The 24,077-nt window shown below is 46.8% G+C and carries 25 protein-coding genes; 19 read left to right on the plus strand and 6 right to left on the minus strand.

The window, feature by feature from the left end; translation table 11 throughout:
• Positions 1-34: 34 nt before the first annotated feature.
• From NF212_RS08755 to NF212_RS08780, 6 genes are all read left to right on the plus strand, one after another.
• Positions 35-514, plus strand: coding sequence for an Lrp/AsnC family transcriptional regulator (locus NF212_RS08755; RefSeq protein WP_434360735.1), 480 nt, complete (start codon positions 35-37; stop codon positions 512-514).
• Positions 515-657: 143 nt separating this feature from the next.
• Complete coding sequence (locus NF212_RS08760; RefSeq protein ID WP_434360737.1) at positions 658-2,175, plus strand: NAD-dependent succinate-semialdehyde dehydrogenase; 1,518 nt, start codon at positions 658-660, stop codon at positions 2,173-2,175.
• 35 nt (positions 2,176-2,210) lie between these two features.
• Complete coding sequence (locus NF212_RS08765) at positions 2,211-3,611, plus strand: aspartate aminotransferase family protein (protein WP_434360739.1); 1,401 nt, start codon at positions 2,211-2,213, stop codon at positions 3,609-3,611.
• 68 nt (positions 3,612-3,679) lie between these two features.
• Positions 3,680-4,690 (plus strand): hydroxyectoine utilization dehydratase EutB, encoded by a 1,011-nt coding sequence (gene eutB, locus NF212_RS08770; RefSeq protein WP_434360741.1) that lies wholly within the window; start codon positions 3,680-3,682, stop codon positions 4,688-4,690.
• Positions 4,690-5,634, plus strand: coding sequence for a cyclodeaminase (locus tag NF212_RS08775; RefSeq protein ID WP_434360743.1), 945 nt, complete (start codon positions 4,690-4,692; stop codon positions 5,632-5,634). Before eutB ends, NF212_RS08775 begins: the two co-directional genes overlap by 1 nt.
• Before the next feature lie 85 nt (positions 5,635-5,719).
• Complete coding sequence (locus tag NF212_RS08780; RefSeq protein WP_434360745.1) at positions 5,720-6,484, plus strand: maleate cis-trans isomerase family protein; 765 nt, start codon at positions 5,720-5,722, stop codon at positions 6,482-6,484.
• Here NF212_RS08780 and NF212_RS08785 read toward each other — a convergent pair.
• From NF212_RS08785 to NF212_RS08795, 3 genes are all read right to left on the minus strand, one after another.
• Positions 6,478-8,541: an ATP-binding protein gene (locus NF212_RS08785; protein ID WP_434360747.1), complete on the minus strand. Its 2,064-nt coding sequence runs from the start codon at positions 8,539-8,541 to the stop codon at positions 6,478-6,480. The genes NF212_RS08780 and NF212_RS08785 overlap by 7 nt on opposite strands.
• Positions 8,542-8,543: 2 nt before the next feature.
• Positions 8,544-9,734 (minus strand): FIST signal transduction protein, encoded by a 1,191-nt coding sequence (locus NF212_RS08790; protein ID WP_434360749.1) that lies wholly within the window; start codon positions 9,732-9,734, stop codon positions 8,544-8,546.
• Positions 9,735-9,831: 97 nt separating this feature from the next.
• Positions 9,832-10,221 carry a hypothetical protein gene (locus tag NF212_RS08795; RefSeq protein ID WP_434360751.1) on the minus strand — a complete coding sequence of 130 codons (390 nt, stop codon included), beginning with the start codon at positions 10,219-10,221 and terminating at the stop codon, positions 9,832-9,834.
• A gap of 286 nt (positions 10,222-10,507) precedes the next feature.
• Here NF212_RS08795 and ccoN point away from each other — a divergent pair, with 286 nt between their 5' ends.
• From ccoN to ompW, 12 genes are all read left to right on the plus strand, one after another.
• Complete coding sequence (gene ccoN, locus NF212_RS08800; RefSeq protein WP_434360753.1) at positions 10,508-11,935, plus strand: cytochrome-c oxidase, cbb3-type subunit I; 1,428 nt, start codon at positions 10,508-10,510, stop codon at positions 11,933-11,935.
• A 10-nt stretch (positions 11,936-11,945) separates the two neighbouring features.
• The gene (ccoO, locus tag NF212_RS08805; protein WP_434360755.1) at positions 11,946-12,566 is read left to right on the plus strand and encodes a cytochrome-c oxidase, cbb3-type subunit II; all 621 of its coding nucleotides are present in this window, start codon (positions 11,946-11,948) and stop codon (positions 12,564-12,566) included.
• Between the two features lie 9 nt (positions 12,567-12,575).
• Positions 12,576-12,755 (plus strand): cbb3-type cytochrome oxidase subunit 3, encoded by a 180-nt coding sequence (locus tag NF212_RS08810; protein WP_434360757.1) that lies wholly within the window; start codon positions 12,576-12,578, stop codon positions 12,753-12,755.
• Complete coding sequence (ccoP, locus tag NF212_RS08815; RefSeq protein ID WP_434360759.1) at positions 12,755-13,729, plus strand: cytochrome-c oxidase, cbb3-type subunit III; 975 nt, start codon at positions 12,755-12,757, stop codon at positions 13,727-13,729. The genes NF212_RS08810 and ccoP overlap by 1 nt, the downstream gene beginning before the upstream one ends.
• Positions 13,730-13,805: 76 nt before the next feature.
• Entirely contained in the window at positions 13,806-14,297 is a 492-nt protein-coding gene (locus tag NF212_RS08820) for a FixH family protein (RefSeq protein ID WP_434360761.1), read from the plus strand.
• The gene (locus NF212_RS08825; protein WP_434360763.1) at positions 14,294-16,690 is read left to right on the plus strand and encodes a heavy metal translocating P-type ATPase; all 2,397 of its coding nucleotides are present in this window, start codon (positions 14,294-14,296) and stop codon (positions 16,688-16,690) included. Before NF212_RS08820 ends, NF212_RS08825 begins: the two co-directional genes overlap by 4 nt.
• 2 nt (positions 16,691-16,692) lie before the next feature.
• On the plus strand, positions 16,693-16,878 hold the full coding sequence (gene ccoS, locus NF212_RS08830; RefSeq protein ID WP_434360765.1) for a cbb3-type cytochrome oxidase assembly protein CcoS: 186 nt from the start codon (positions 16,693-16,695) through the stop codon (positions 16,876-16,878).
• Positions 16,875-17,549, plus strand: coding sequence for a sulfite exporter TauE/SafE family protein (locus NF212_RS08835; RefSeq protein WP_434360767.1), 675 nt, complete (start codon positions 16,875-16,877; stop codon positions 17,547-17,549). Before ccoS ends, NF212_RS08835 begins: the two co-directional genes overlap by 4 nt.
• 145 nt (positions 17,550-17,694) lie before the next feature.
• Positions 17,695-18,435 carry an FNR family transcription factor gene (locus NF212_RS08840; protein ID WP_434360769.1) on the plus strand — a complete coding sequence of 247 codons (741 nt, stop codon included), beginning with the start codon at positions 17,695-17,697 and terminating at the stop codon, positions 18,433-18,435.
• Between the two features lie 146 nt (positions 18,436-18,581).
• Positions 18,582-19,526, plus strand: coding sequence for a universal stress protein UspE (gene uspE / locus NF212_RS08845; RefSeq protein ID WP_434360771.1), 945 nt, complete (start codon positions 18,582-18,584; stop codon positions 19,524-19,526).
• Positions 19,527-19,586: 60 nt separating this feature from the next.
• On the plus strand, positions 19,587-19,931 hold the full coding sequence (locus NF212_RS08850) for a GFA family protein (protein ID WP_434360773.1): 345 nt from the start codon (positions 19,587-19,589) through the stop codon (positions 19,929-19,931).
• A gap of 439 nt (positions 19,932-20,370) precedes the next feature.
• Complete coding sequence (ompW, locus tag NF212_RS08855) at positions 20,371-21,006, plus strand: outer membrane protein OmpW (protein WP_434360857.1); 636 nt, start codon at positions 20,371-20,373, stop codon at positions 21,004-21,006.
• Between the two features lie 57 nt (positions 21,007-21,063).
• On the opposite strand, the gene NF212_RS08860 is transcribed toward ompW, so the two are convergent.
• Complete coding sequence (locus tag NF212_RS08860) at positions 21,064-21,411, minus strand: hypothetical protein (protein WP_434360775.1); 348 nt, start codon at positions 21,409-21,411, stop codon at positions 21,064-21,066.
• Between the two features lie 238 nt (positions 21,412-21,649).
• Between NF212_RS08860 and ttcA the strand changes: the two genes are divergently transcribed.
• Positions 21,650-22,576, plus strand: a complete 927-nt coding sequence (gene ttcA, locus NF212_RS08865; RefSeq protein WP_434360776.1) for a tRNA 2-thiocytidine(32) synthetase TtcA — start codon at positions 21,650-21,652, stop codon at positions 22,574-22,576.
• Positions 22,577-22,642: 66 nt separating this feature from the next.
• On the opposite strand, the gene NF212_RS08870 is transcribed toward ttcA, so the two are convergent.
• Both NF212_RS08870 and NF212_RS08875 read right to left on the minus strand, forming a co-directional pair.
• Positions 22,643-23,287, minus strand: coding sequence for a DUF2987 domain-containing protein (locus NF212_RS08870; RefSeq protein WP_434360777.1), 645 nt, complete (start codon positions 23,285-23,287; stop codon positions 22,643-22,645).
• Entirely contained in the window at positions 23,284-24,075 is a 792-nt protein-coding gene (locus NF212_RS08875) for a glucosaminidase domain-containing protein (protein ID WP_434360778.1), read from the minus strand. The genes NF212_RS08870 and NF212_RS08875 overlap by 4 nt, the downstream gene beginning before the upstream one ends.
• Between the last annotated feature and the right edge of the window lie 2 nt (positions 24,076-24,077).

The raw sequence follows: 24,077 nt of genomic DNA on the forward strand, positions 1-24,077 counted from the left end.
TGAAGTGTTACGGGAAATATTGGGAGCCGGCTAAATGCGTCTTGACCGTTACGATCTGAAAATTCTGAAGATACTCCACGAAAATGGCCGTATAACAAAGTCTCAGTTGGCTGAGGAAATTAACCTTTCTGTCAGCCCTTGCTGGGAGCGGGTAAAACGCCTGGAGGATGCCGGTATTATTGAAGGTTATGGTGCCAGGGTAAATGCCGACATCCTTTTCAAACGGACTGCGGTATTGGTTGAAATTTCCCTGAAACACCACAGTGCAGATGCGTTTAGAAAGTTCGAAGACCTGATTCAGACCTGCCCGGAAGTTACAGATTGCTTTGCCACTGGCGGCGGCGTGGATTACATCCTCAAAGTCCTCGCGGAGGACATTGATCAATACCAGCGTCTGGTTGATTCCTGGCTAACGGCAGAATTGGGTATTGAACGGTATTTTACCTATATCGTCACCAAAACCGTGAAAAGTAATAGCAGAGTACTTGAAATATCACCGGATTTCGTCCGCTAGACATCAGATAAAAAGTCGCCGAAAAAATGATGAAGAAACCTCTTTGCAAGAAAAAAAATCATAAGTTTTAGGTTTGCTTTCAGAAAACAAGTTTTCTCCTAAAAAACTACATTACAGATATGGCAATGGAATGGGAGAAGACAATGACCGCACTCACGCTGCACCATGAAGATGCTAAAGGGACGCATGCGATGATGCCCTGCCTTGAAGATGCAAGGTTATACAGAAACCTTGCCTACATCGGCGGCAAATGGACACATGATAAGACGTATTTCAACGTAGAGAACCCGTCAAACAATGAAATGATTGGGCATGTGTCCAGTCTCTGTCGAGAGCAAGTTATCCATGCTGTTGATGTAGCACATGAAGCATTTTCTTACTGGCGTCGACTGACAGCTGACAGCCGGTCTGAATACCTGATGCAATGGCATGACCTGATTCTGCAGAACCGTGAAGATTTGGCCCGAATAATGGTCATTGAACAGGGAAAAACGCTGTCTGATGCACGGGGTGAAGTGGATTACGGCGCGTCATTTATACGCTGGTTCGCGGAAGAAGCAAGGCGCAGCTACGGTGAAACCATTCCCAGCCATATTCCCAATGCCCAACTACAGACTGTGCGGGAGCCAATTGGCGTTGCTGCATTGATTACGCCCTGGAATTTCCCCAATGCCATGATCACACGAAAAGCAGCAGCGGCCTTGGCAATTGGGTGTCCTGTCATTATTAAACCGGCCAGCGAAACACCATTTTCAGCGTTGGCTCTTGCGGAGTTGGCTGATCGCGCAGGCTTTCCTCCCGGTGTCTTTAACGTCGTAAACGGGGATGCGGCAATGGTTTCCGAGGTGCTGTGCGGGAATGACAAAATTAAAGCCCTCTCGTTCACCGGTTCAACCCGTGTAGGAAAGCTGTTGTTGCGACAGGCGGCAGATACAGTAAAGAAATGCAGTATGGAACTGGGGGGAAATGCACCCTTTATCGTGCTTGAAGGCATGGATGTCGAACAGGCTGCGAAAGCTGCGATTGATGCCAAATTCCAGACATCCGGACAGGATTGCCTCGCGGCAAACCGGATATTCGTGCCACGTAAGCAATACAGTGGTTTTCTGGATTCCTTCTCCAGGCAGATGAATGCGCTGAAGGTCGGTGACGGTTTTGATCCTGAAACTGAAATCGGGCCTCTGATATCTGCACGAGCAGTCGCCAAAGCCGCTGAACTGGTCGATGACGCCCTTTCAAAAGGGGCACGAAAAATTGGAGGAGATCAGTCGACCGCTCCCGGACCTAACTATTTTGTGCCGACATTGCTGGCTGATGTAACTCCAGACATGGCGGTATACCGGGAAGAAAACTTCTGCCCGGTAGCCGGCGTGTTAGCGTACGACAGCGTGGACGATGTGATCGAAATGGCCAATGACACTGAATACGGCCTTGCAGCCTATGTATATGGCCACGATATCCGTGCGATTTGGAAGTGCATGAGAGGGTTGGAATTCGGGATGGTCAGTATTAATTCAGTAAAAATGACCGGGCACCCTATTCCTTTCGGCGGAATGAAGCAATCCGGCCTTGGACGAGAAGGAAGCCGGCACGGCTTTGATGAATACAGTGAAATTAAGTACTGCTGCCTGGGTGGATTGCCGACAGCAAGTGGCAGCTAAGGCGTGAAAAATGAGAGTAGTTAAGGAGAGACGAAATGGAAAAAACAAAAACACTTCTGGAAATGGATCGCAAGACGGTATTTCACGCCTCGACTCACCTGAAGCAATATGCGGATGGCGATCTGCCGGGCCGAATTATTTCGAGCGGCAGCGGCATCCGAATCACAGACTCAGAAGGCACAGAGCTGATCGACGGTTTTGCCGGGTTGTATTGTGTGAATATCGGTTATGGCCGGACAGAAATGGCCGAAGCCATTCATGAGCAAGCCAAACAACTGGCCTACTACCATACCTATGTAGGTCATACCAATGAAGCGTTAGTGACGTTGTCACAGAGGATAATCAACAAAGCACCTGACGGTATGAGCAAGGTCTATTACGGTATGTCCGGCAGTGATGCCAACGAGACTCAGCTTAAATTGGTCTGGTATTACAACAATGTCCGCGATTTACCGCAGAAAAAAAAGATTATCTCCCGTGACCGTGGATACCATGGCTCCAGCATTGCATCAGGTTCAATGACGGGTTTGCCATTGTTCCATGCGCATTTTGATCTGCCGCTGGAACGTATTAAGCACACCATCGCACCTTACTATTACCGCCGTGAAGACGACCAGATGAGTGAGCAAGAGTTTTCAATCCACTGTGCTCAAAAGCTGGAAGAAATGATTCTGGCTGAAGGGCCGGATACCGTCGCTGCGATGATTGGTGAGCCCGTGCTGGGTACCGGTGGCATCGTTCCCCCGCCAGAGGGTTACTGGCAAGAGATTCGTAAGGTACTCGATAAATACGACATCCTGTTGATTGCTGATGAAGTGGTTTGCGGATTCGGACGCCTGGGCGCTGAATTTGGTTCCATTTATTACGACATGAAGCCGGACCTTATTACTGTTGCGAAAGGGCTGACCTCGGCTTACCAGCCTTTGTCAGGAGTAATTGTTGGCGAGCGGGTCTGGAAAGTACTGGAAGACGGTACAGACCAGTGGGGAGCAATAGGACACGGGTACACGTATTCCGGCCACCCTATGGGTGCAGCTGCAGCACTCTGTAATCTGGATATTATCGATGGGGAAAATCTGGTGGGTAACGCAAAGGACACCGGTGCGTACCTCCAACAACGTATGCATCAGGTGTTTAGTAACCACCCAATGGTTGGAGACAGTCGTGGTATTGGGTTACTGCACGCACTCGAGTTTTCTCCTTCCCCACAAACGCGTTCGCATTTTGACCCTAACCTGAAAGTCGGGCCTCAGATTGCAGCAGCTTGCCTTGAGGAAGGGCTGATTGCCCGGGCGATGCCTCACGGCGATATTCTGGGCTTTGCCCCGCCGCTCGTTATAACAAAAGCCGAAGTCAATACTGTTGTTGCTAAGGCGGAGCGTGCAGTCAACAAAGTCATGGACAAACTGGTTTCATCAGGAGACTGGAAACCTTAAGAACCGTTTAACCGTTACCGTTACCGTCGGTAAGCACACTTACCGTCGGTTTTTAAGGATATTTGAAGATGGTGAATGGAAATGGAACAGTCACCGCGCTTGATGTCCAAAAGGCGCGCAAGGCTATTGATGGTTTGGTAACCCGTACCCCCCTCGTTTATTCATCCTGGCTCTCTAACCGTTTCGGATGCGAAGCCTGGTTGAAACTTGAAACACTTCAACCCATTGGTGCATTTAAAATCCGTGGTGCAACTTATGCCATGAGTAAGCTTTCTGAGTCACAGAAAGCAAACGGGGTTGTTACTTGTTCTACCGGAAACCATGGCCGTGGTGTGGCTTATGCCGGAAATCGGCTGGGAATTAGAACCACCGTCTGTATGTCTGAACTGGTGCCTGAAAATAAGGTGGCAGCTATTAGAGAGCTGGGGGCAGATGTCCGGATTATAGGCATTTCTCAGGATGAAGCAGAAATTGAAGCGTTACGGCTGGTTGAGGAAGAAGGCTTATCTTACCTGCCCCCTTTTGACCACCCGGATATCATCGCCGGACAGGGAACGATTGGCCTGGAGATCCTTCACGATCTGCCTGATGCAGACATTATATTTGGCGGACTGTCAGGTGGCGGGTTGCTGGCCGGAATTGGTGTCGCAATGAAAGCTGTAAACCCGGACATCCTGATATACGGAGTCACCATGGAAAATGGCGCAGCCATGATGGCGAGTCTGGATGCAGGAAAACCTGTCCAGGTTCCGGAAGCCGAGTCGTACGCCGACAGTTTGGGTGGAGGCATTGGCCTTGATAACGCATACACCTTCGAAATGATTGGCCGCCTTATGGACAAAGGTTTTCTGGTGGATGAAAAGCATATCGCCACGGAAATGGCTGGCTTTATCGAGAACGAAAAAATGGTGCTCGAAGGCGCTGCCGTTGTTGGACCCGCAGCGATTGAGCAACACAGGATAGATGTATCCGGTAAGAAAGTGGTGTTCGTTATCAGCGGGAAAAATGTGGCGATGTCGACCGTTGATAAAGCCCGCAAAGAAGCTGCAACCTTTATTCAAGCGCAAGGAGACGCGTAATGAAAATCTACAACAAGGATGAAATCACTCGTGTCACCAAGCTTGATGATGATGCCTTGGCCGCGGTAGAAGCCGGGTTTGCTTCATTAGGGCGGGATGAAGTCACTATGCCCCCCATTCTCAGCATGGCCATTGAAGAAAATAACGGCGAGGTGGATGTGAAAACAGCCCATATCCACGGTCAAAATCGCTTTGCAATTAAAATCAGTCCGGGTTTTTTTGATAACCCTAAGCTTGGCCTACCCAGTCTTAATGGTTTAATGGTCCTGTTTTCTGCTAAAACCGGTCTTGTTGATTCCGTACTTTTTGATGAAGGTTACCTCACTGATATACGCACTGCTCTCGCTGGCGCTATCGCGGCCAAACATCTTTCACGTAAAGAAAGCGCCAGAGTGACCGTCATTGGAGCCGGACTCCAGGCGGAGTTGCAGGTCGCAGCGTTGAGACTGGTGCGAGGAATTTCTGCTGTAGATGTATGGGCGCGTGATGCTGACAAAGCCGAGGCGTATGCCAATTTGATGCATTCAAAATACGGGCTCGAAGCACAAGCACACAGCTCTGTGAAGTCAGCCTGTGCACTCGCGGATATCATAGTCACAACTACACCGGCAACATCACCAGTCCTCAGTTGGGGAGACCTTCCAGCTGGTGTACATGTAACCGCAATGGGCTCGGACAGTCCTCACAAGCAAGAACTTGAGCCACAGATCCTCCAAAATGCCGATTCAATAATCGTTGATAAGCTAACGCAATCACAAGCACTTGGTGAGCTAAGAAGTGCACCTCCCGGATTTGATCGACCGGTTGTTGAATTGGGTAAGGTGATCGCGATGGATCTCGCTGTAAGATGCAGCCCCAATGACATTACAGTTTGTGATCTGACGGGAACCGGTGTGCAGGATACGGCGATTGCCAATTTCACTGCAGATCAACTCTCCGTTTAACCAGCAGTCGTTACCGTCAATGGTTACCGGTATTCACTGAATACCGGGTATTCTGGTTCTCCGAGTCCTTTTGGGAGTCATTACCATGAGCACCTTCCAACGTTTCCTCCAAAAAGAACAGCATTTTTCGTTTGAAGCATCCAGCTCCACAACTAACAGACGTATCGGTCTTGTCCAACTGGCAACCGACTACACGCTAGAAAATGAATGGCGTACTCACTTGCCAGATGATATTGAACTATACACTTCCCGGTTTTATACAACTGGGCATGTAACCATTGAACACCTGCTTGCGATGCAGGATGGCATTGGTTCGGCAGCAGAACTGCTCGTGCCGGGTTGGGAGTTGGATGTACTGGCCTTTGGTTGTACTTCAGCAAGCTTGTTGATTGGTGACCCGAAAGTTCATGTGGCGCTGACACACCAACGCCCTTCCAAGCCATCCACCAATCCCTGGCGCTCGTCCATGGAAGCATTGAAGGCGCTTGGCGCAAAACGGGTCGCCATGCTGACACCATACACCAGTAAAGTTAACTTTCCGCTTTACCAGGGAATAACGAATGAAGGGCTCGATGTGGTTTCGTTTGGGGCGTTTCAGGTGGAAGAAGACCCAGAGATTCCACCCATACCCAGGGAATCAATAATGAGTGCCTCAAAAAACATCTGCATAGGTGCAGATGCTCTCTTTATCTCATGCACTAATCTCAGGGTCATGGGCCTTATTGAGGAATTGGAACAGGACCTTGGTATACCGGTAGTTACTTCAAACCAGGCGATGCTCTGGCATGCATTACGGTTGGCCGGCGATTGCCGACCAATATACCGGTTGGGGCGACTATTTCGTCAGTAATACTTTTCCAGTAACTCAGCAAGTACGACTGCACGTACCGGTTTGGTGATGAAATCATCCATGCCAGATTTTATACAACGCTCCCGATCTTCCACCATAGCGTTGGCAGTGAGCGCAACTATCGGCAACGTGCAGCCCTGCTCCCGCAATAACCGGGTTGCCTTGAGGCCATCCAAAACGGGCATCGACATGTCCATAAGAATAAGGTCGTAATGAGCTCCCTTATTGACACACTCAATGGCTTCTTTACCGTTACCGGCTATTTCAACCTCGTGCCCCTGTTTTTCCAACAGCAGTTTTACCACCATCTGGTTAGCTTTGCTGTCTTCCGCAACAAGTATGTTGAGTGGTCGTTTAGGGTTATTACTTTGTAAGCTGCGTGCCCCTGTTTTTGTGGGCACCAGACTGTTGGTAATCGGGATGATAACTGTAAATTTACTGCCCTGGCCTAATTGGCTGTCAAAGGTAATTTTGCCGTGCATCATGGTGACGAGCTTTTTACATATTGATAGTCCAAGACCGGTTCCACCATAGCGCCGGGTAATTGACCCATCCGCTTGGGTAAATGGCTTAAAGATTAGATTTTTACTCTCTTCACAGATACCTATCCCAGTATCTTCAACGACAAGTTGTAGGTTAGGCCCTGTCCGTGACAGCGTAACAATGACCTCACCCTGCTCGGTAAATTTGACAGCATTACCCACCAGGTTGAACAGTATTTGTGTAAACCGGTTACCGTCCTGATAAATAAGTTCTGGTGCATCTTTGTCTATATGCGACCTGAGTGAAATACCCTTTTGGCGTGCTGTTTCCAGTAATTGGTTGACTACAGTTGTGACACTGTCACAGGGATTGACAGACTCGGGATCGAGTTTGAACTCATCTGACTCAATCTTCGACAGATCGAGTACATCATTTATGATGGTCAGAAGCAGTTGTGCAGATTGATCCATTTGCCTCACCCACTCCGACTGGTCATTATCAAGTGTCGAAGTATTCAAGGTATCAATCAGCCCCATTACCGAGTTTAAGGGAGTTCGAATTTCATGGCTGATCATGGCCAAAAATTGTGATTTTGCTGCGTTAGCTGCTTCAGCTTGGTTTCTGGCCGTCTGGAGTTCATCCAAGTGTTTCTTGCGTGCTGTAACGTCTTTACCCGTTCCTCGGTAACCAAGCAACAAACCATCCCGGCCATAGTAAGGCCGGCCGTTGATGCTGTACCAAACTTCTTCGTTAAGGTAATTCAGCTTCCATTCAAGATCAGAAAATCCACTTTCACGGGACTTTGAGATCATGAGCTTTTCCCAGGCAGCTGGATTGGACGTAAGCATGCGTAAAAGGTTTTTGTCTGTTCCGCTTAAACCTGCGACCGGCGTTGAGATATAGGATAAGTTAAAGTCTGGATCTGTTTCCCAAAACCAATCCCCAGCGGTACTGGCAAAGTCCCGGAACCGTTGCCGGCTGTCATATAGCTCTTGAGTACGAACCGACACCAATGTATGAAGACGCTCACGGTAATCGATGTCAATGATTGTACGCTCGATTAATGGACGAAACCTTTCCAAAACATGGCGACTGTTATCGTTAAATGTCCCTTTACTGGACGACAAGAGGATAAGCAAAGATTCGTTGGCATTGACCGTAACACCGGTCAGCATGGCTGATTGGCACAGTGCGAGTTGCCGGGAATTAAAGAAAGAGAATTCCTTGATTTTGGATGCATCGAAAACAATGATTGTCTCACCTGCCACACACCGGGTGAAGGCATCCCCTATTCCCCACGGAAACTGCTCGCAGGGTGTTGACGTTGCTACAAGGCAGTCGTAGTTTTCGTTGTCGTTTCCTCTCGTTAATACAAGTGCATTTTCAAACTTGATGTAACGGGCAATAACACGGAGAAGTATGTTAAACACTTCAATTTTGGAGCGTGCGCCTGACATTGCAGAAATGGCAGAGAGAATAGCATTGTTTTCTTCTTTGAAACGGCGCTCTCTCTCTTCTGCCCGGTTCAGGTCGACTAGCATCTCCTGCAACCGTTCAGAGTGAATATCAGCCATTTTTAATCCTTATGAAATAGAACTGCCGAAATCATCAAGTTACCATGTCCGGTCTCACCACCGGCGAACTGCCCCTGCTCTCCGAATGTAAAAGCACAGACAAATGGCATACCTTGCATAGCTCCCCTCATGTTACTGGCGACATCACTCAATCTGTTTTTCACCTGTAACATGCATCCGGCACAATATATTGCTAATCCACCAATAATTTTGGGTTCACTGCTTTCATAGTCCCGTGCAGTGTTGACGACACGCCCGGCACGTGCGACCAACTGCTCTTCAGTGCCGCGCATCAGGTAAAGGACTTCACCTTCTTTTACCGATGTAAACAACTCGATTCCGCCATCCTCAGTGAAAGCTGAGGGGTGAGATAATTTATAATAAGGTAAATTGTGAATTTTGCCTGCAATCCGACCCAACGGAAAGAATGTGGTTTGTTCAAATAACGGTAAATCATCAGATAGGGGTGAATTCAACTCTTCAAACCAGCTACGATATTTATCTTCCGCTGGATTCCCATCTAACTCCAACAGTATTCGATCATTTACCTTTGTTGCTGTAGCAAATTTCCCTGTGGCAGCATAGCCGCAATGAAATGAATAGCTTATTTGACAATTTGGATATAAAACCGCAACACCAATTCCATTTTGTGTAATGATTTCATTGTCAAATATGCTCCAGTTTCCGTCAACGGAATCAGATGCTGCACTGCCGCCTATAATGGGAATCGGTACACCAAAATACTTTTCTACTGCAGATAAAATACGTTCTTCATTACCTGGTGTTGCATGTATTGCGACTAGCTTAGGCAATTCACCCAACCGCTTACTTCTTGATATTGCAGTATCAAGTGCTCTACAGGTAGCTTTTTCTACATCAGTTTGGGATTCAAGAATGTTTTCAACCGCAGCCCCATAACTTCCTTTATCATCATCAATTGCTAATACAGAGAGGCAATTACCCTCAATGCACTGAGTATCAGTTATCGCGCCGTGACAAATCGAAGAAGCCAGGATCCCCGCATCTGGGAAACTGGTCTTTAGCTGTTTGTATATTGATGCAGCAGAATGGGATACAGTGTGGTAAACCAGCAACAATTTGGGTGAAAAGCGATCCTCTGTTAGGGCCTGTATAACCTCTTCAGCGGCCGTCGCAGAATCGATAGTTGTTGATGAGGCACTAAGAATTTTCATTATTTCACCGAAAACAAAACTCACTTCAACAACATATGTTACCACGGGATAATAACCCAGTAATTTGTTCAACTACTTTTTGAAAATGAGAAACAAATCAATTAACGATTATATTTTTAGTTTGCCCATAATCCTTACTTAACAGCTCAAGTATTTTTTCTTCGTTCTTATCCTCAAAGCTGATTAAATATTCCCCATTCTTATTGGGAATAACTTCCTTTTTTTTATTGTAAGAAGATATATAAACAACCATATCTTTTGGTGCATCTTTCACAAGCATTAAAAAAGTGTTCTTACTTTTTGATATTAAACTCACTTCTTTATTTCCAAATAAAAAATTGCATGTTTTTCCGTTAGATACGTTGCATTCCTGTGTGGATTTTATGTCTTCGTGTGTAAAGGTTCGCCACGTAAATGCGATAAGCAAAACAGCCATCATGAACATAATTTGAGCAAGTCTTGCGCGAGTAAGTTTCTCGGCTGCCATGTGCGTACAATTCCTCGTGTTACAGAGTTCAAAGTTTTCGAATAAATGTTGCTTTTCCGTAAACAATGTGTGGCTTTCAACTGTTTTTTGAAACCAGTCTGAAGTAATATCTGATGTCGAAAATGCCATTTTTACAAAGAAATAGCAATGGAATGCGTATGTACTGTTTTTTTATTAAACAAACCCTTGCATTGCTTCGCTGTTCGAGTGGCATTGTAGCAATTTAGCCGATTGTTACGCACGGAAGATGAGTGTAGTTAGTAGAACTTAATTGGAAGCATGCAATATGAGCCAAGTAAAGCAGCTTGAACAAGACTATAACTACCGTGTCGTCCGACAGTTCACCGTAATGACTATCATTTGGGGAATTGTTGGCATGGCGGTAGGCGTGCTGATCGCCGCTCAGTTGGTTTGGCCTCAACTGAACTTTGATCTGCCGTATTTAACGTATAGCCGTTTACGCCCACTGCACACTAATGCAGTGATTTTTGCCTTTGGCACAAGTGCGCTGTTCGCAACATCTTATTATGTTGTTCAACGTACCTGTCAAACCCGACTGTTCGGCGGTTGGCTGGCTGGTTTCACCTTCTGGGGTTGGAACGCCATAATCGTCGCAGCAGCGATTACCCTTCCCCTTGGTTATACAAGTGGTAAGGAATATGCAGAACTCGAGTGGCCAATCGATATTGCTATCGCTGTTGTCTGGGTTGCCTATGCCATCGTTTTCTTTGGCACCATGATTATCCGTAAAACATCCCACATTTATGTGGCGAATTGGTTTTTCGGGGCATTTATTCTCACCGTCGCTGTTCTTCATATTGTCAACAGCATGGCTATCCCTGTTGCTGGCTTAAAGTCATACTCTATTTACGCCGGTGCCGTTGATGCGATGATTCAGTGGTGGTATGGACACAATGCGGTAGGGTTCCTCCTGACTGCCGGTTTCTTGGGTATGATGTATTACTTTGTACCTAAGCAAGCGGGTCGCCCGGTATACTCCTATCGTCTGTCTATCGTTCACTTCTGGGCACTGATTTCCCTGTACATCTGGGCCGGGCCTCACCACCTGCACTACACTGCCCTGCCTGACTGGACTCAGTCTCTGGGTATGGTGATGTCTTTGGTTCTCTTTGCTCCGTCATGGGGTGGCATGATCAACGGTATCATGACTCTGTCTGGCGCGTGGCATAAACTCCGCTATGACCCTGTACTGCGTTTCCTGATTGTTTCACTTTCGTTCTACGGCATGTCGACCTTTGAAGGTCCGATGATGTCAATTAAGACGGTGAACGCTCTGTCGCACTACACGGACTGGACAATTGGACATGTTCACTCCGGTGCCCTCGGCTGGGTAGCCATGGTATCTATCGGTGCACTTTATCACCTGGTACCTAAGCTGTTTGGTCAAGAACGTATGTACTCCGTTAGCTTGGTCAATACCCACTTCTGGCTTGCAACAATCGGTACAGTTCTGTACATCGTTGCGATGTGGATTTCCGGTGTAATGCAAGGTTTGATGTGGCGTGCAGTCAACACAGACGGCACCCTGACTTACAGCTTTGTTGAGTCAATCCAGGCATCTTATCCGTTCTATTTTGTTCGCTTTGTTGGTGGCTTTATCTTCCTGGCCGGTATGTTCCTGATGGCGTACAACGCCTACAAGACCATTACTGCGCCGAAAGCCAGCCTGAAAGCTACAGAACAACCGGTGTAAGGAGGCGGAAATGAGCTCTAACAATGCAAACAAGCATGAAATTGTCGAGAGGAACGTAGGTCTTCTCGCTATCCTGATTATTTTCGCTATCAGCCTTGGTGCCCTGGTCGAGATCACTCCGTTGATTTTCCAAAAGCAAACCACTGAGCCGGTTGATAATCTCCGTCCATACACTGCCCTGCAAATGGAAGGTCGTGATGTTTACATTCGTGAAGGGTGTAATACTTGTCACAGCCAAATGATCCGTCCTTTCCGTTCTGAAACGGAGCGCTACGGTCATTACTCTGTTGCTGGTGAAAGCGTGTGGGAGCACCCATTCCTTTGGGGTTCCAAGCGTACTGGTCCTGATCTGGCCCGTGTCGGCGGTCGTTACTCTGACGACTGGCACCGTGTGCACCTGATCAATCCGCGCGCTGTGGTCCCTGAGTCAAACATGCCTGGTTTCCCATGGCTTGAGGAAAATGTTCTCGACGGCGAACTCACGGCGAAAAAACTGTCTGTCTTCCGCGATATGTTTGGGGTGCCATACACTGACGAACAAATCGCCAGCGCTAAAGAAGACGTCAAAGGTAAAACAGAGATGGATGCACTTATTGCTTACCTCCAGTCTCTGGGTCACGCGATGAAATAAGGAGGTGCCATGGATTTCGGCATCATTCACAGCATTTGGACCGTTGTGCTGTTTATCAGCTTCATCGGCATCGTGATCTGGGCATACAGCAAACGCCGTAAAACTGCGTTTGATGAGGCAGCAAATCTGGTCTTCGCAGATGAAGACAGAGATGCAGCTGCCCTTAAAGAGACAGGAGACAGGAAGTAATGACTACATTCTGGAGTATTTGGATTACTGTTATCACCCTTGGCAGTTTGTTCGGTTGCGCGGTACTGCTCATCTGGTGTACCCGTGACAAAATGGGTGTGGAAGAAGGCGTTGATATGGGCCATGAATACGATGGTATTCGTGAGCTGAACAACCCACTTCCAAAGTGGTGGAGCTATATGTTTTGGGCGACGTTGGTTTTTGGCCTGGCATATCTGTTCCTCTTTCCAGGTTTAGGAAACTGGAGCGGTTTCCTTGGTTGGTCTTCCTCTGACCAGCGTGTTACCAATGTGGCAGCATCACAGCAATCTATTGATAGCGCGCAACAGAGTGAAACTCTGAACCAATACGCAATGGAACTGAAGCTTGCTGATGAAGTATTTGGCAAGACGTTCAAGAGCTTGGCTTACACTGCAGATGGAAAGGCATTGCTGCCTATTACTGAAATTGCAGAAAATAGCGATGCTCTGAAAGTTGGACAGCGCCTGTTCCTGCAAAACTGTGCTCAGTGCCATGGTTCAGACGCCCGCGGTCTGCTCGGGTTCCCTAACCTTTCTGACACTGCATGGTTATATGGTGGCCAACCGGAGGCTATCAAAACAACCATCATGCAAGGTCGCCAGGGTAACATGCCTGCTTGGATTGATTCGCTTGGCAAAGATGGCGTAACTGAAGTCACGTCGTATGTGTTGAGTCTGTCAGGACGTAAAGTCGACCAGCAGGAAGCAGCGAAAGGTAAAACCCGCTTTGTTGTTTGTGCTGCGTGTCACGGTACTGATGGCAAGGGTAACCCTGCGTTTGGCGCACCTGACCTGACTGATAATGTTTGGCTGTACGGCGGTTCACGCCGCGCGGTAGAAGCAACCATCACACATGGTCGTATGGGCGTTATGCCAGCTTGGAAAGATGTTTTGGGTGAAGACAAAGTGCAGCTTCTGTCTGCTTATGTCTGGAGCCTTAGTAATAGCAAATAATCATATTACAGCTACAAAACCTTGCCCCCGCGTTCTGCGGGGGCTATTTAGCCTTTAAATTAGCTCAGGAAGTCCTATGAATAAGCCTTGGTATAAGCAATTCTGGCCTTGGTTTCTGATCATCCTCCCACTCTCCGTCGTTGTTGCCAGCATCTCGACTTTCGTTGTGTTCAGTAACAACAAAGTGTCTCTCGTTGCTGAGGATTACTACAAAAAAGGAAAAGGCATAAATCTGGACCTTTCTAAACTGCGCACGGCAGATGCTATGGGAGTGAAAGCCTCTGCTTTCGTGACCGATGATGAAATCACTGTTGTATTGGATAAGGGCGCTCTCAAAGCCTTCCCTACCTTATCTGTACTGTTTCAGCACCGTACTTTACCTGACCGCGACATTCAGAAAATGGTGAATCCCGATGTCAGCGGGCAATATCGAATCTTGCTCGAAGAACCGATAATAGGCCCGTGGTATATTGAAATTGCTCCATTCAAAGGCGAATGGATTCTGAACGGTCGAGGCAATTTGCCGACCAGTGACGCGATCAAGTTGTACGGTCAGAGCAAGGAATGACGAAAGATTGTTACCATTGTGGCGAGCCGGTTTTAACCGGCTCCCAATACCAGGTTGAAATCCTTGGTGAACCCCGGGAAATGTGTTGCCCAGGTTGCGAAGCGGTTGCCACAACAATCGTCCAAAACGGGTTAACCTCCTATTACCAGTTCCGAACAGAGACGGCAGAAAAAGCAGATCTTGTCCCTGAACAACTCCAATCCCTCAGCCTATACGATAACGAAGACATACAGCAGGAATTTGTCCGCAGCGACCAACAGCTAAAAGAGGTGACACTGTCACTTGAAGGCGTGACATGTGCGGCCTGTGCCTGGCTGATAGAAAAACAGGTTGGAAAAAAAGAGGGTGTACAGTCTATACGAGTGAACACCACGACCCACCGGGCTCTGCTTCAATGGGATCCCGAATCAGCAAAACTCAGTGACCTGCTTGCCAGTATTCATCGGCTTGGATACAAAGCAGCCCCCTTTGAAGCGGACAAGCAGGAGCAGCAGTACCATCAGATGATGAAAAAGTACCTGTACCGGCTTGGTATTGCCGGTATAGCGACGATGCAAGTCATGATGCTGGCTGTTGCTCTCTATTTTGAAGTGTTCGGCGACATGGATGAAACTTTCCGGAACTATTTCCGGTGGGTCAGCCTGATTTTTGCGACGCCAGTGCTTCTGTACTCTGCCCTGCCTTTTTATCTGAGCGCCTGGCGGAACATAAAAACAAAAACGCTGGGGATGGACGTCCCTGTTTCACTTGCTTTACTTTTTGCGTATGTGGCGAGCCTTTACGCAACAGTCATGGAAAAAGGAGAGGTGTTCTTTGAATCCATTTCTATGTTCACCTTCTTTCTACTTCTTGGCCGTTTCCTCGAAATGCGTGCCCGTAGAACGGCTGCGGCAGCAAGTGCAAACCTTCTCAAACTTGTCCCGAAGATGGCAACACTGGAATCTGGTGAACAGGTACCAGCCAGAAGCCTAAAGGTTGGTGATTTAGTTCAGGTGCTCCCAGGGGAGCATTTGCCGGCAGACGCTGTCATCACCCAGGGAGCAACTACTGTTGATGAATCTATGCTTACTGGGGAATCAGAGCCGGTACTCCGTAATATTGGCGAGGCTGTTTTTGCGGGAACGATCAATGTAGAAGGCAATATTGCAGCGAAAGTTACAGCGCTTCCTGCCGATTCCCTAATTAGCAATATTGTCCGTCTGCAGGACGAAGCCCAGCTATCAAAGCCCAAAGTTGCTGAGCTGGCTGATGTCGTCGCTCGGTACTTTGTTGCTGGAATACTGATAATTTCAGCCTGTACCTGGCTGTTCTGGCACTTCCATAAACCGGACGATGCATTCTGGATTATGCTCTCGGTTCTGGTCGCCACTTGCCCATGTGCACTTTCCCTGGCAACACCAACTGCCCTCACCTGCTCAACTTCCCGTATGGGACGCCTTGGGATTCTGTTGCGTCGGGGACACGTTCTGGAGTCCCTTACCCGGGTCAACCGGGTTGTCCTGGACAAAACGGGGACGCTGACAGAAGGAAACATTCGTATCAGTGCAGTGAAGGTTCTTGACGCTGCTTACAAGGAACCTCAGTGCATGGCAATTGCTGCTTCATTGGAATCTTTTGCCAATCACCCTATTGCCCGAGCATTCACTTCATCCAAGCAAGCCGATGTTCAAGCAACAAACGTTTCTAACTTTATCGGTGAAGGTCTGGAAGGCAGTATTGATGGTAAGCAGTGGAAAATAGGAAAACCGGAGTTTGCCCTCAACGACCGATACCAGCCAAAAGCAGACGACAGCTCACTTCAAAACTTCCAAGTTTGGCTTTCGTGTAATGGGAAACCCATTGCTGCCTTCCAACTTAGTGATCCTATAAGGGAAAGCAGCCGGGAACTTATCGACAAAATCAAAAAATCCGGAATTGCCGTTACTATGCTTACCGGAGATAACAAAACCCAGGCAGAAGCTGTTGCAAAACAGCTGAGTATTGATGAAGTCGTTGCTGGTGTAACACCTCAGGGAAAGCTTGAATACTTGAAATCTTTACCCGGCTCAGAAGTTACGCTGATGGTTGGAGATGGGGTGAATGATGCACCTGTATTGGCTGGTGCGCACCTTTCAGTAGCAATGGGGGGAGGAACAGACATCGCCAAGGCATCTGCAGACATGGTGCTATTGGGGGATGATCTTTCCCGGTTACTGTCCGCCAGAAAGCTGGCCATCAGAACACGAAGTATTATCCGGCAGAATCTTAGTTGGGCACTGGGTTATAACCTTGTGATCCTTCCTCTGGCAGTTGCGGGCTTCGTAGCGCCTTATATCGCTGTCGTAGGAATGTCCGCATCATCCGTTATCGTGGTGACTAATTCACTTAGATTGCTGGAAAACAAGGGGAAGTAACTGTGGAAAGCCTCTTTATATTGATTCCTATCGCCATCATCCTGGTTGCTTTGGCTGTTGTCGTGTTTATCTGGGCCGTAAAAAGTGAGCAGTTTGATGACCTGGAGCGGCAGGGTTACAGCATTTTAATGGACGATGAGCCGGAAACTGATAAGTCAGATAAAAATGAGGACGGAACATCATCATGACATCTGATTTTTTCGCAGCAGTGCTGGTTGGCTTTCTCGGAGCCGGCCACTGTATCAGCATGTGTGGCGGTATTGCCGCCTCCCTTTGCTCCGGAGTTCCCAACTCTGCATCAGGAACCATGAAATGGCTCTATTTGCTTAACTACAATATTGGTCGAATTTTCTCTTATTGTGTTGCTGGGGGCCTGGTCGGCGGTGTCTTTGCATCCGCGGTGGAGATTACAGGTTGGCAGTCTGGCCTTATGTGGTTGAGAGGCATGGCCGCCATCATGCTTATTCTTATGGCCCTCTATATATCCCGTATTTGGCAGGGCATTACCTACATTGAACGAGGCGGTAAGGCCATCTGGCGCTACATCTCGCCCCTGACATCTCGATTCATTCCCCTTCCCAACGCTTGGTCTGCACTTCCATTTGGAATCCTATGGGGTTGGTTGCCTTGTGGGCTTGTGTATTCAGCTCTTAGCTGGGCAGCAGTTTCTGGAAGTGTGACGTCGGGCATATTTGTCATGCTTGGATTTGGTACGGGAACCTTGCCTGCAATGCTTTTTATGGCAGGAATTGGCATTAAGGCTGCCGGTTTTTTGAACAGCGGCCCATTTAGGTATACAGCATCAGCCTTGTTGTTTGGATACGGCATTTACACTGCTTATGGCATTTTCAGTTTCTGATATTCAAGACACCTATTGAGAAGGTTGTTGTTACAAACCATTTACCCGCAAGGAGTTCTGCCGAAAGACTTCTACAATCCCCTCGATTTCTTCTACGAAGATGGTAGAATATTGACTTATATCAAATGTCGATTTTGCAGGACCTATGATCTCGGATAAGCTGACCAATAAACGTGTTCAGTCTGGCGGCTGTGCCATTCATTGTCACGATTGCAGTATTAGCCAGTTGTGCATCCCTTTCACTCTTAATGAAAACGAGCTCAACCAACTCGATCAAATCATCGAACGAAAGAAGCCGATTCAAAAGGGTCAAGAGCTTTTCAAAGCTGGGGATGAACTACGTTCTCTGTACGCTATCCGATCTGGAACTATCAAGAGCTACACCATTACAGAGCAAGGTGATGAACAAATCACGGCCTTCCATCTTGCCGGTGATTTGGTCGGTTTTGACGCCATCAATTTTATGAAACATCCCAGTTTTGCTCAGGCGTTAGAAACCTCAATGGTATGTGAAATTCCATTTGAAATTCTGGACGATTTGTCGGGCAAAATGCCTAAACTTCGTCAGCAAATAATGCGCTTGATGAGTAGTGAGATAAAGGGTGACCAGGACATGATTCTCCTGCTTTCTAAAAAGAACGCAGAAGAACGCCTGGCAGCGTTCCTTTATAACCTTTCGATGCGCTTTTCTCAGCGTGGTTTCTCCCCTCGCGAGTTTCGCCTGACGATGACTCGAGGTGACATTGGCAATTACTTGGGGCTTACGGTTGAAACAATCAGTCGTCTGCTGGGCCGGTTCCAAAAATCCGGTATGCTCAATGTCAAAGGCAAGTACATTACGATCCTTGACCACGAGGAATTAGCATCACTTGCCGGTGCTAAGTAAAAATATTTTTCCTGCAAAGACATACTGAAAAATGGCGCTTTTTAGCGCCATTTCAATTTTTTAGCGACAATGTGATTTGGCAAATGGTGTCGATTGTTATACTTACGTTAGAGTAATAGTGTTGGTATTTGGCTGAGGAGGCGAATATGACACGCTACGAAAACTTACTTGTCGTTATCGATCCTGCGCGAGAGGATCAACCCGCCCTTTCCCGCGCAATTCAGCTTGCGTCTCACAATGACACCACCACTCGTCTGGTACTCTTTCTTGCAATCTACGACTTCTCTTACGAAATGACCTCTATGCTGTCAGCAGATGAACGTCAGGCTATGAGAGATGGAGTGGTACGTCAGCGTGAAGACTGGTTAAAATCCATCCTGAAAGGTCATGATACAGACTCATTAGAAATCAGTGTTAGGGTTGTATGGCATAACCGCCCATATGAAAGCGTCATTGCTCAGGTCTTTGAAGGCGGACATGACCTTGTTGTGAAAGCAACCCATCAACACGACACTCTGGGCTCTGTTATCTTTACACCTACAGATTGGCACCTGATGCGCAAATGCCCTTGCCCTCTTCTGTTGGTTAAAGGCAATGACTGGCCAGAAAATGGAAAGGTCGTTGCAGCTGTACACGTTGGCTCAGAGACTGACACTCACCATGACCTCAACGATAAACTCGTTAGTGAGGCTAAGGCTATGGGGCGTTTACTTAATGCGGAATTCACATTGGTAAACGCTTATCCGCCTACACCGGTAAATATCACTATTGAGCTCCCTGAATTTGATCCTGCTTCTTATACAGACGCGATTCGCGGGCATCACTTAACCGCCATGAAGGCATTACGGCAAAAACATGGCATTCCGGAAGAACAAACATTGGTTGAAGAAGGAATGCCTGAGGATGTTATCCCCAAAGCCGCACGCGAACTGGAAGCTGAGTTGGTAATCATTGGTACAACTGGACGAACAGGTTTATCGGCTGTATTTATTGGTAATACTGCGGAACACACGATAGATCAGTTAGATTGTGATGTGCTTGCAATCAAGCCTGACGGTTATGTCAGTCCACTTGACCCTAATCAATCATAATTCAGTTCAGACACTGTAAAGGCATCCTAAGGGATGCCTTTATATTTTAAGGAGAAGAGGATGTACAGGTTCAGCTGCCATTGTGGAGAGGTCAATATTGTTGTTTACCAAAAACCTCAGTCATTAACCCGCTGCAACTGCAGCCTTTGTCAAAGATACAGTGCTGTCTGGGGGTATTTTAAACCTGTTGATGTCGAAATTGATGCCAATACCGGCTCTCTGGATACTTATTGCTGGGGAGATAAAATGATTAATTTCAACCGGTGCAAGACCTGTGGATGTGTAACTCACTATACGCTGACATCAAAAACACAGAATGACAAAGTAGGTATTAATTTTAATATGGGTGATTCAAGTTTAATAAATGAGATTCCAATAAAATACTTTGATGGTGCTTCGATGTGAATGTAGTGCATTAATATAAAGAGTGAATTCTAAGGTTTTATATTCATTAAAATATGGTTTTTACCCCACATTTCAGGACAAGTTAAAATAAAACATTCTTTCATATTCACCATTAGGTAACAAAACCGCACAGGGGTTAACTAACTCAATAAAAACAGACAATTACATTTCTTCGATGTTATTTTTTGACGAAAATTACCTGCTGAAATGTCAATATAATTCTTAAAATCCTTTCTGTTTACCCATTCTGTCACTTCGAAATTATTCAATTTATGAAAGTCCTGTTTTATTCATTGCATGGCTAATTGATCTCAATCAATTCTTATTTATCATTAGTAATTTTTATAAATTGACTCAAATCAATTACCCATCTCCATTAGATGTTAAATTCACTTCAATTTAACGTGAAGCCAAAGAAAACAAGATGGAGATAATAATGATGAAAAAAGCAGTATGCGCAGCAATGGTATCATCAGTTTTGCTGTCCGTGTCCGCTGTTGCCCACGAGCAAGGAGACATCGTAGTACGCGGTGGAATTGCCAGTGTTGTTCCCAATGAAAGCAGTGACAATGTATTGGGTTTAGGCGAATTTGACATTAATTCTGACACCCAACTCGGATTGACCGTAGGTTATATGTTTACGGATAACATCAGTCTGGAAATTCTTGCTGCCACCCCATTTAAACATGATGTATCACTTAACGGTGTCGGAACCATTGCAGAAGTTGAGCATCTTCCTCCTACATTTATGGTTCAATATTATTTTGGTAACAAAGACAGCAAATTGCGCCCTTATGTTGGGGCCGGATTAAATTTCACTACTTTTTTCAATGAAGATTTAACCAACACGGGTAAAGCTGCCGGGTTATCAGATCTTTCGTTGGATGATTCATGGGGACTGGCTGCAAATATTGGTGCCGACTACATGCTGTCAGACAAGCTGTTTGCCGGTGCATCAATCTGGTATGCAGATATTGGAACCGACGTTAAGTTCAAGCACAACGGAAATCCTCAAAAAATAAAAACTGACATTGACCCCTGGGTGTTCATGGTCTCGGTCGGTTACGAATTCTAAACAGATAAAAGATGCAATAGCAGTGTAGTAGGATGGCAGCCAACCGGCTGCCATTTTTTAAATCTCTACACAGCCCACAATGGACCAATAAAAGGTCTGATGGCGCCACTTTGACGTCCCAACTTGTTTCCGTTCACCTGGGTTAAGTGTTTTTATTTTATACTCTTCGCGCCATTGGCCTTGGTACATAAAGCGGACTTTTGATGTCACAGAAATACGTTTGTCTCCACTCCTGTTTTTAACAAACACCCAAGCACCATAGTCACCACCTACCCTCTGATATTCAAGAATTGCACGGCCACCACAATTTGGGGATAAAACCTCTCCCGAATCTTCAACATAAGGGGCGGACGCCATTTCGTCATATATCTCATCGTGATCAAGGATCAGTTTTGGTTCCGTCACTTCTTCTCTCCTTTTTTGTTTAAACAAAAGTGTACGGAAATTCAGTGATTACAGTTATCTGATAATTCTCCCAGTAAACAACAGGTTTCATTACTATTTAAGGGAACAGTGAGTTGTAGATTTGGTGCTTCCCTCTGGCATCCGTCGTCGAAATCCGTATCATACGCGCCTACAACATAAGATACGTCCGGATGACATGTTTACACCGGGCCGGGTAAGTAATCAGAGCAATATAAGAATGACGACTACAGAAGAACTCACTAAGGCACAAGTCTATAATTTCAACAAGTTGCAAAAACGTCTTCGTCGTGAAGTTGGTAATGCCATTGCAGACTTCAATATGATTGAAGAAGGTGATCGCATTATGGTTTGCCTGTCAGGTGGCAAAGACAGCTTTGCGATGCTGGATATTTTACGCAGCCTGCAAAAAAGTGCTCCTGTATCGTTTGAACTCATTGCCGTAAACCTTGACCAAAAGCAGCCGGGTTTTCCAGGCCACATCCTGCCTGAATACCTTGAGAGTCTTGGCGTACAGTACAAAATTGTTGAAGAAGACACCTACTCAATCGTTAAAGATAAGATTCCCGAAGGGAAAACAACCTGTTCCCTGTGCTCACGTCTTCGCCGCGGCATTCTGTACCGAACTGCTAAAGAATTGGGCGCGACTAAAATTGCTCTGGGGCATCACCGTGATGACATTCTGGAAACCCTGTTCCTGAATATGTTCTACGGCGGAAAACTGAAGTCTATGCCACCAAAATTGGTTTCTGACAACGGTGAACATGTCGTTATCCGTCCACTGGCATACGCCCGGGAAAAAGATATTATCCGGTTTGCGGAAATGAAAGAATTCCCGATTATTCCGTGTAACCTGTGTGGTTCTCAACCAAACTTGCAACGCCAGGTCATCAAAGAAATGTTACGTGATTGGGATCGTCGCTTCCCTGGCCGCATCGAGACTATGTTCCGCTCACTGCAGAATGTTGTTCCTTCACACTTGGCTGACTTCGAGCTGTTCGATTTCAAATCCATCAACAGTGATTCTGGCGTCATTAATGGCGGTGATATTGCCTTTGACCGCGAACAATTCTCAGATTCCGCGCCCCAAACAGATGCAGTTGAAGTTGACCCATCTCTGATGATGAATGTTGTAGAGGTTAAATAACCCTCTTCACTGCCAGAAAAAAGGCGTGCCAGTGCACGCCTTTCAGTTCAAGTAGCTCCAGATGGGTCAGGCTTTGGGAATCCATGGTGTGATTTTTACTGGCTTTGTATCAAATCTGATGGTCTCACCGTCTGCCAGTTTGCCCACATCAATAATTGCCCTGCCGTCTTCCAGGCGAACTGTATTCCCCAAACTGCTTTCCAATGCAGGAGTATTTTGCGGGAAATGCAAGACGACACCTTTGACTTCCGGCATAAACCAAGACGCAAACATCCCGCCTAAATCCGACATCATTGTTTGCATCTGAGGTAAAAGAGACATCACATAGGCTTTAGACAGCTCGTCAGGTACTGAAGAAGTCATTACCTGATAGGTCATATTGCAGATACCCGCACTTTCATCAACATCGACAAACACATCTGGATTAACTTTGCGCAAGTGGTTGTCAATGGGTAGTGGGAGTTCCTGGGAAGCAGGAATCGAGAATTCCTCAAAGTGCTCCTTTTTCTGCATCCAGGCCCGGTTGAGTTTACACACGTTCCCGGTTTTGGGGTTCTGCATGAAATAAGCGACCTTCACATCCTGGTGGCCTTCTTTTACGTTATTTTTGAGTTGGGCAAAAAGTTTGTTGTAGCTAAACTGATATTCTGTCGCCGCCACAGGCATGGCAGCGGCAATTAAAAGCGGTAGCACTATGGCTGCTCGCGTCATCCTTGGCTCCAAAATTTTTCGTTATGGCGGATCATGCTGCGAATTTCTTCCACATAAGCCTGTCCACGCTCTGAGTATCCCACCAACCCCTGAGCCAACGCAGTCCCAGTGATCGGCTTATTCTGTTCACGAAGTGTTTGCCGGATTTCTCGAAGTGACTGGTACGCAGGATTACGGTTTATGTTAAGGAAATAAGCCTGAACTGAATCATAACCTGTCTCAAAGACAGCCACTTCATGGTACTTGCCGGCATCCCGGTTTTTAGGGACCAGTCCGCACCCCTTTTTATAACACCATTGACCAAAGTAGTTATTGCCTTCTACAGCAAAACGTGAGGTTCCCCAGGCGGATTCATTGGCAGCCTGGCTTAATACCAATTCAGGAGGAACGACATCCATACGTTTCCTGATTTCAGCAAACCACGCTGTTGTTGGGCCATTTTCTGGAATGGGTAAACTAAGTAGCTCACTGGCATGAGCGAGAAACGCCAGGTCCTTTTGACTCAGAGGCTTATCCCCCTCACTGCGCTTAGTGATCTCGTCCAATTCGGAACGTGCTTTCTCTACGACAACGTTCAGGTAGTCAACAGCCGGGCGAAGGTAATTAAAAAATGCAGTTTTTTTGTCTTTGACATCGGTAAAGGAAGAAAAATCTGGTCTATCTTCCATTGTTGGGGGCTCAGGAGCATCTACCATTTCAGCTAAATCTGACCGGGAAGCTCCGAAGTAATCACCGCACCCTGCAATTAGGGCGATGCCAAAGGTCAGTGCCACAATATGTTTTATCATCG

It is taken from the genome of Parasalinivibrio latis, assembly GCF_036825535.1.
In the GTDB taxonomy this organism is placed as follows: Bacteria; Pseudomonadota; Gammaproteobacteria; order Enterobacterales; family Vibrionaceae; genus Parasalinivibrio; species Parasalinivibrio latis.

What these genes read in the sequence shown, in the direction of transcription:
- NF212_RS08795 (WP_434360751.1), bottom strand. Translation starts at nt 10,221, where the DNA reads ATGGCAGCCGAGAAACTTACTCGCGCAAGACTTGCTCAAATTATGTTC.
- NF212_RS08785 (WP_434360747.1), bottom strand. Translation starts at nt 8,541, where the DNA reads ATGGCTGATATTCACTCTGAACGGTTGCAGGAGATGCTAGTCGACCTG.
- ccoP (WP_434360759.1), top strand. Translation starts at nt 12,755, where the DNA reads ATGACTACATTCTGGAGTATTTGGATTACTGTTATCACCCTTGGCAGT.
- NF212_RS08875 (WP_434360778.1), bottom strand. Translation starts at nt 24,075, where the DNA reads ATGATAAAACATATTGTGGCACTGACCTTTGGCATCGCCCTAATTGCA.
- NF212_RS08790 (WP_434360749.1), bottom strand. Translation starts at nt 9,734, where the DNA reads ATGAAAATTCTTAGTGCCTCATCAACAACTATCGATTCTGCGACGGCC.
- NF212_RS08835 (WP_434360767.1), top strand. Translation starts at nt 16,875, where the DNA reads ATGACATCTGATTTTTTCGCAGCAGTGCTGGTTGGCTTTCTCGGAGCC.
- uspE (WP_434360771.1), top strand. Translation starts at nt 18,582, where the DNA reads ATGACACGCTACGAAAACTTACTTGTCGTTATCGATCCTGCGCGAGAG.
- NF212_RS08755 (WP_434360735.1), top strand. Translation starts at nt 35, where the DNA reads ATGCGTCTTGACCGTTACGATCTGAAAATTCTGAAGATACTCCACGAA.
- ompW (WP_434360857.1), top strand. Translation starts at nt 20,371, where the DNA reads ATGAAAAAAGCAGTATGCGCAGCAATGGTATCATCAGTTTTGCTGTCC.
- NF212_RS08870 (WP_434360777.1), bottom strand. Translation starts at nt 23,287, where the DNA reads ATGACGCGAGCAGCCATAGTGCTACCGCTTTTAATTGCCGCTGCCATG.
- NF212_RS08840 (WP_434360769.1), top strand. Translation starts at nt 17,695, where the DNA reads ATGATCTCGGATAAGCTGACCAATAAACGTGTTCAGTCTGGCGGCTGT.
- NF212_RS08850 (WP_434360773.1), top strand. Translation starts at nt 19,587, where the DNA reads ATGTACAGGTTCAGCTGCCATTGTGGAGAGGTCAATATTGTTGTTTAC.
- NF212_RS08820 (WP_434360761.1), top strand. Translation starts at nt 13,806, where the DNA reads ATGAATAAGCCTTGGTATAAGCAATTCTGGCCTTGGTTTCTGATCATC.
- NF212_RS08760 (WP_434360737.1), top strand. Translation starts at nt 658, where the DNA reads ATGACCGCACTCACGCTGCACCATGAAGATGCTAAAGGGACGCATGCG.
- NF212_RS08775 (WP_434360743.1), top strand. Translation starts at nt 4,690, where the DNA reads ATGAAAATCTACAACAAGGATGAAATCACTCGTGTCACCAAGCTTGAT.
- ccoN (WP_434360753.1), top strand. Translation starts at nt 10,508, where the DNA reads ATGAGCCAAGTAAAGCAGCTTGAACAAGACTATAACTACCGTGTCGTC.
- NF212_RS08780 (WP_434360745.1), top strand. Translation starts at nt 5,720, where the DNA reads ATGAGCACCTTCCAACGTTTCCTCCAAAAAGAACAGCATTTTTCGTTT.
- NF212_RS08765 (WP_434360739.1), top strand. Translation starts at nt 2,211, where the DNA reads ATGGAAAAAACAAAAACACTTCTGGAAATGGATCGCAAGACGGTATTT.
- ttcA (WP_434360776.1), top strand. Translation starts at nt 21,650, where the DNA reads ATGACGACTACAGAAGAACTCACTAAGGCACAAGTCTATAATTTCAAC.
- eutB (WP_434360741.1), top strand. Translation starts at nt 3,680, where the DNA reads ATGGTGAATGGAAATGGAACAGTCACCGCGCTTGATGTCCAAAAGGCG.
- NF212_RS08810 (WP_434360757.1), top strand. Translation starts at nt 12,576, where the DNA reads ATGGATTTCGGCATCATTCACAGCATTTGGACCGTTGTGCTGTTTATC.
- NF212_RS08825 (WP_434360763.1), top strand. Translation starts at nt 14,294, where the DNA reads ATGACGAAAGATTGTTACCATTGTGGCGAGCCGGTTTTAACCGGCTCC.
- ccoO (WP_434360755.1), top strand. Translation starts at nt 11,946, where the DNA reads ATGAGCTCTAACAATGCAAACAAGCATGAAATTGTCGAGAGGAACGTA.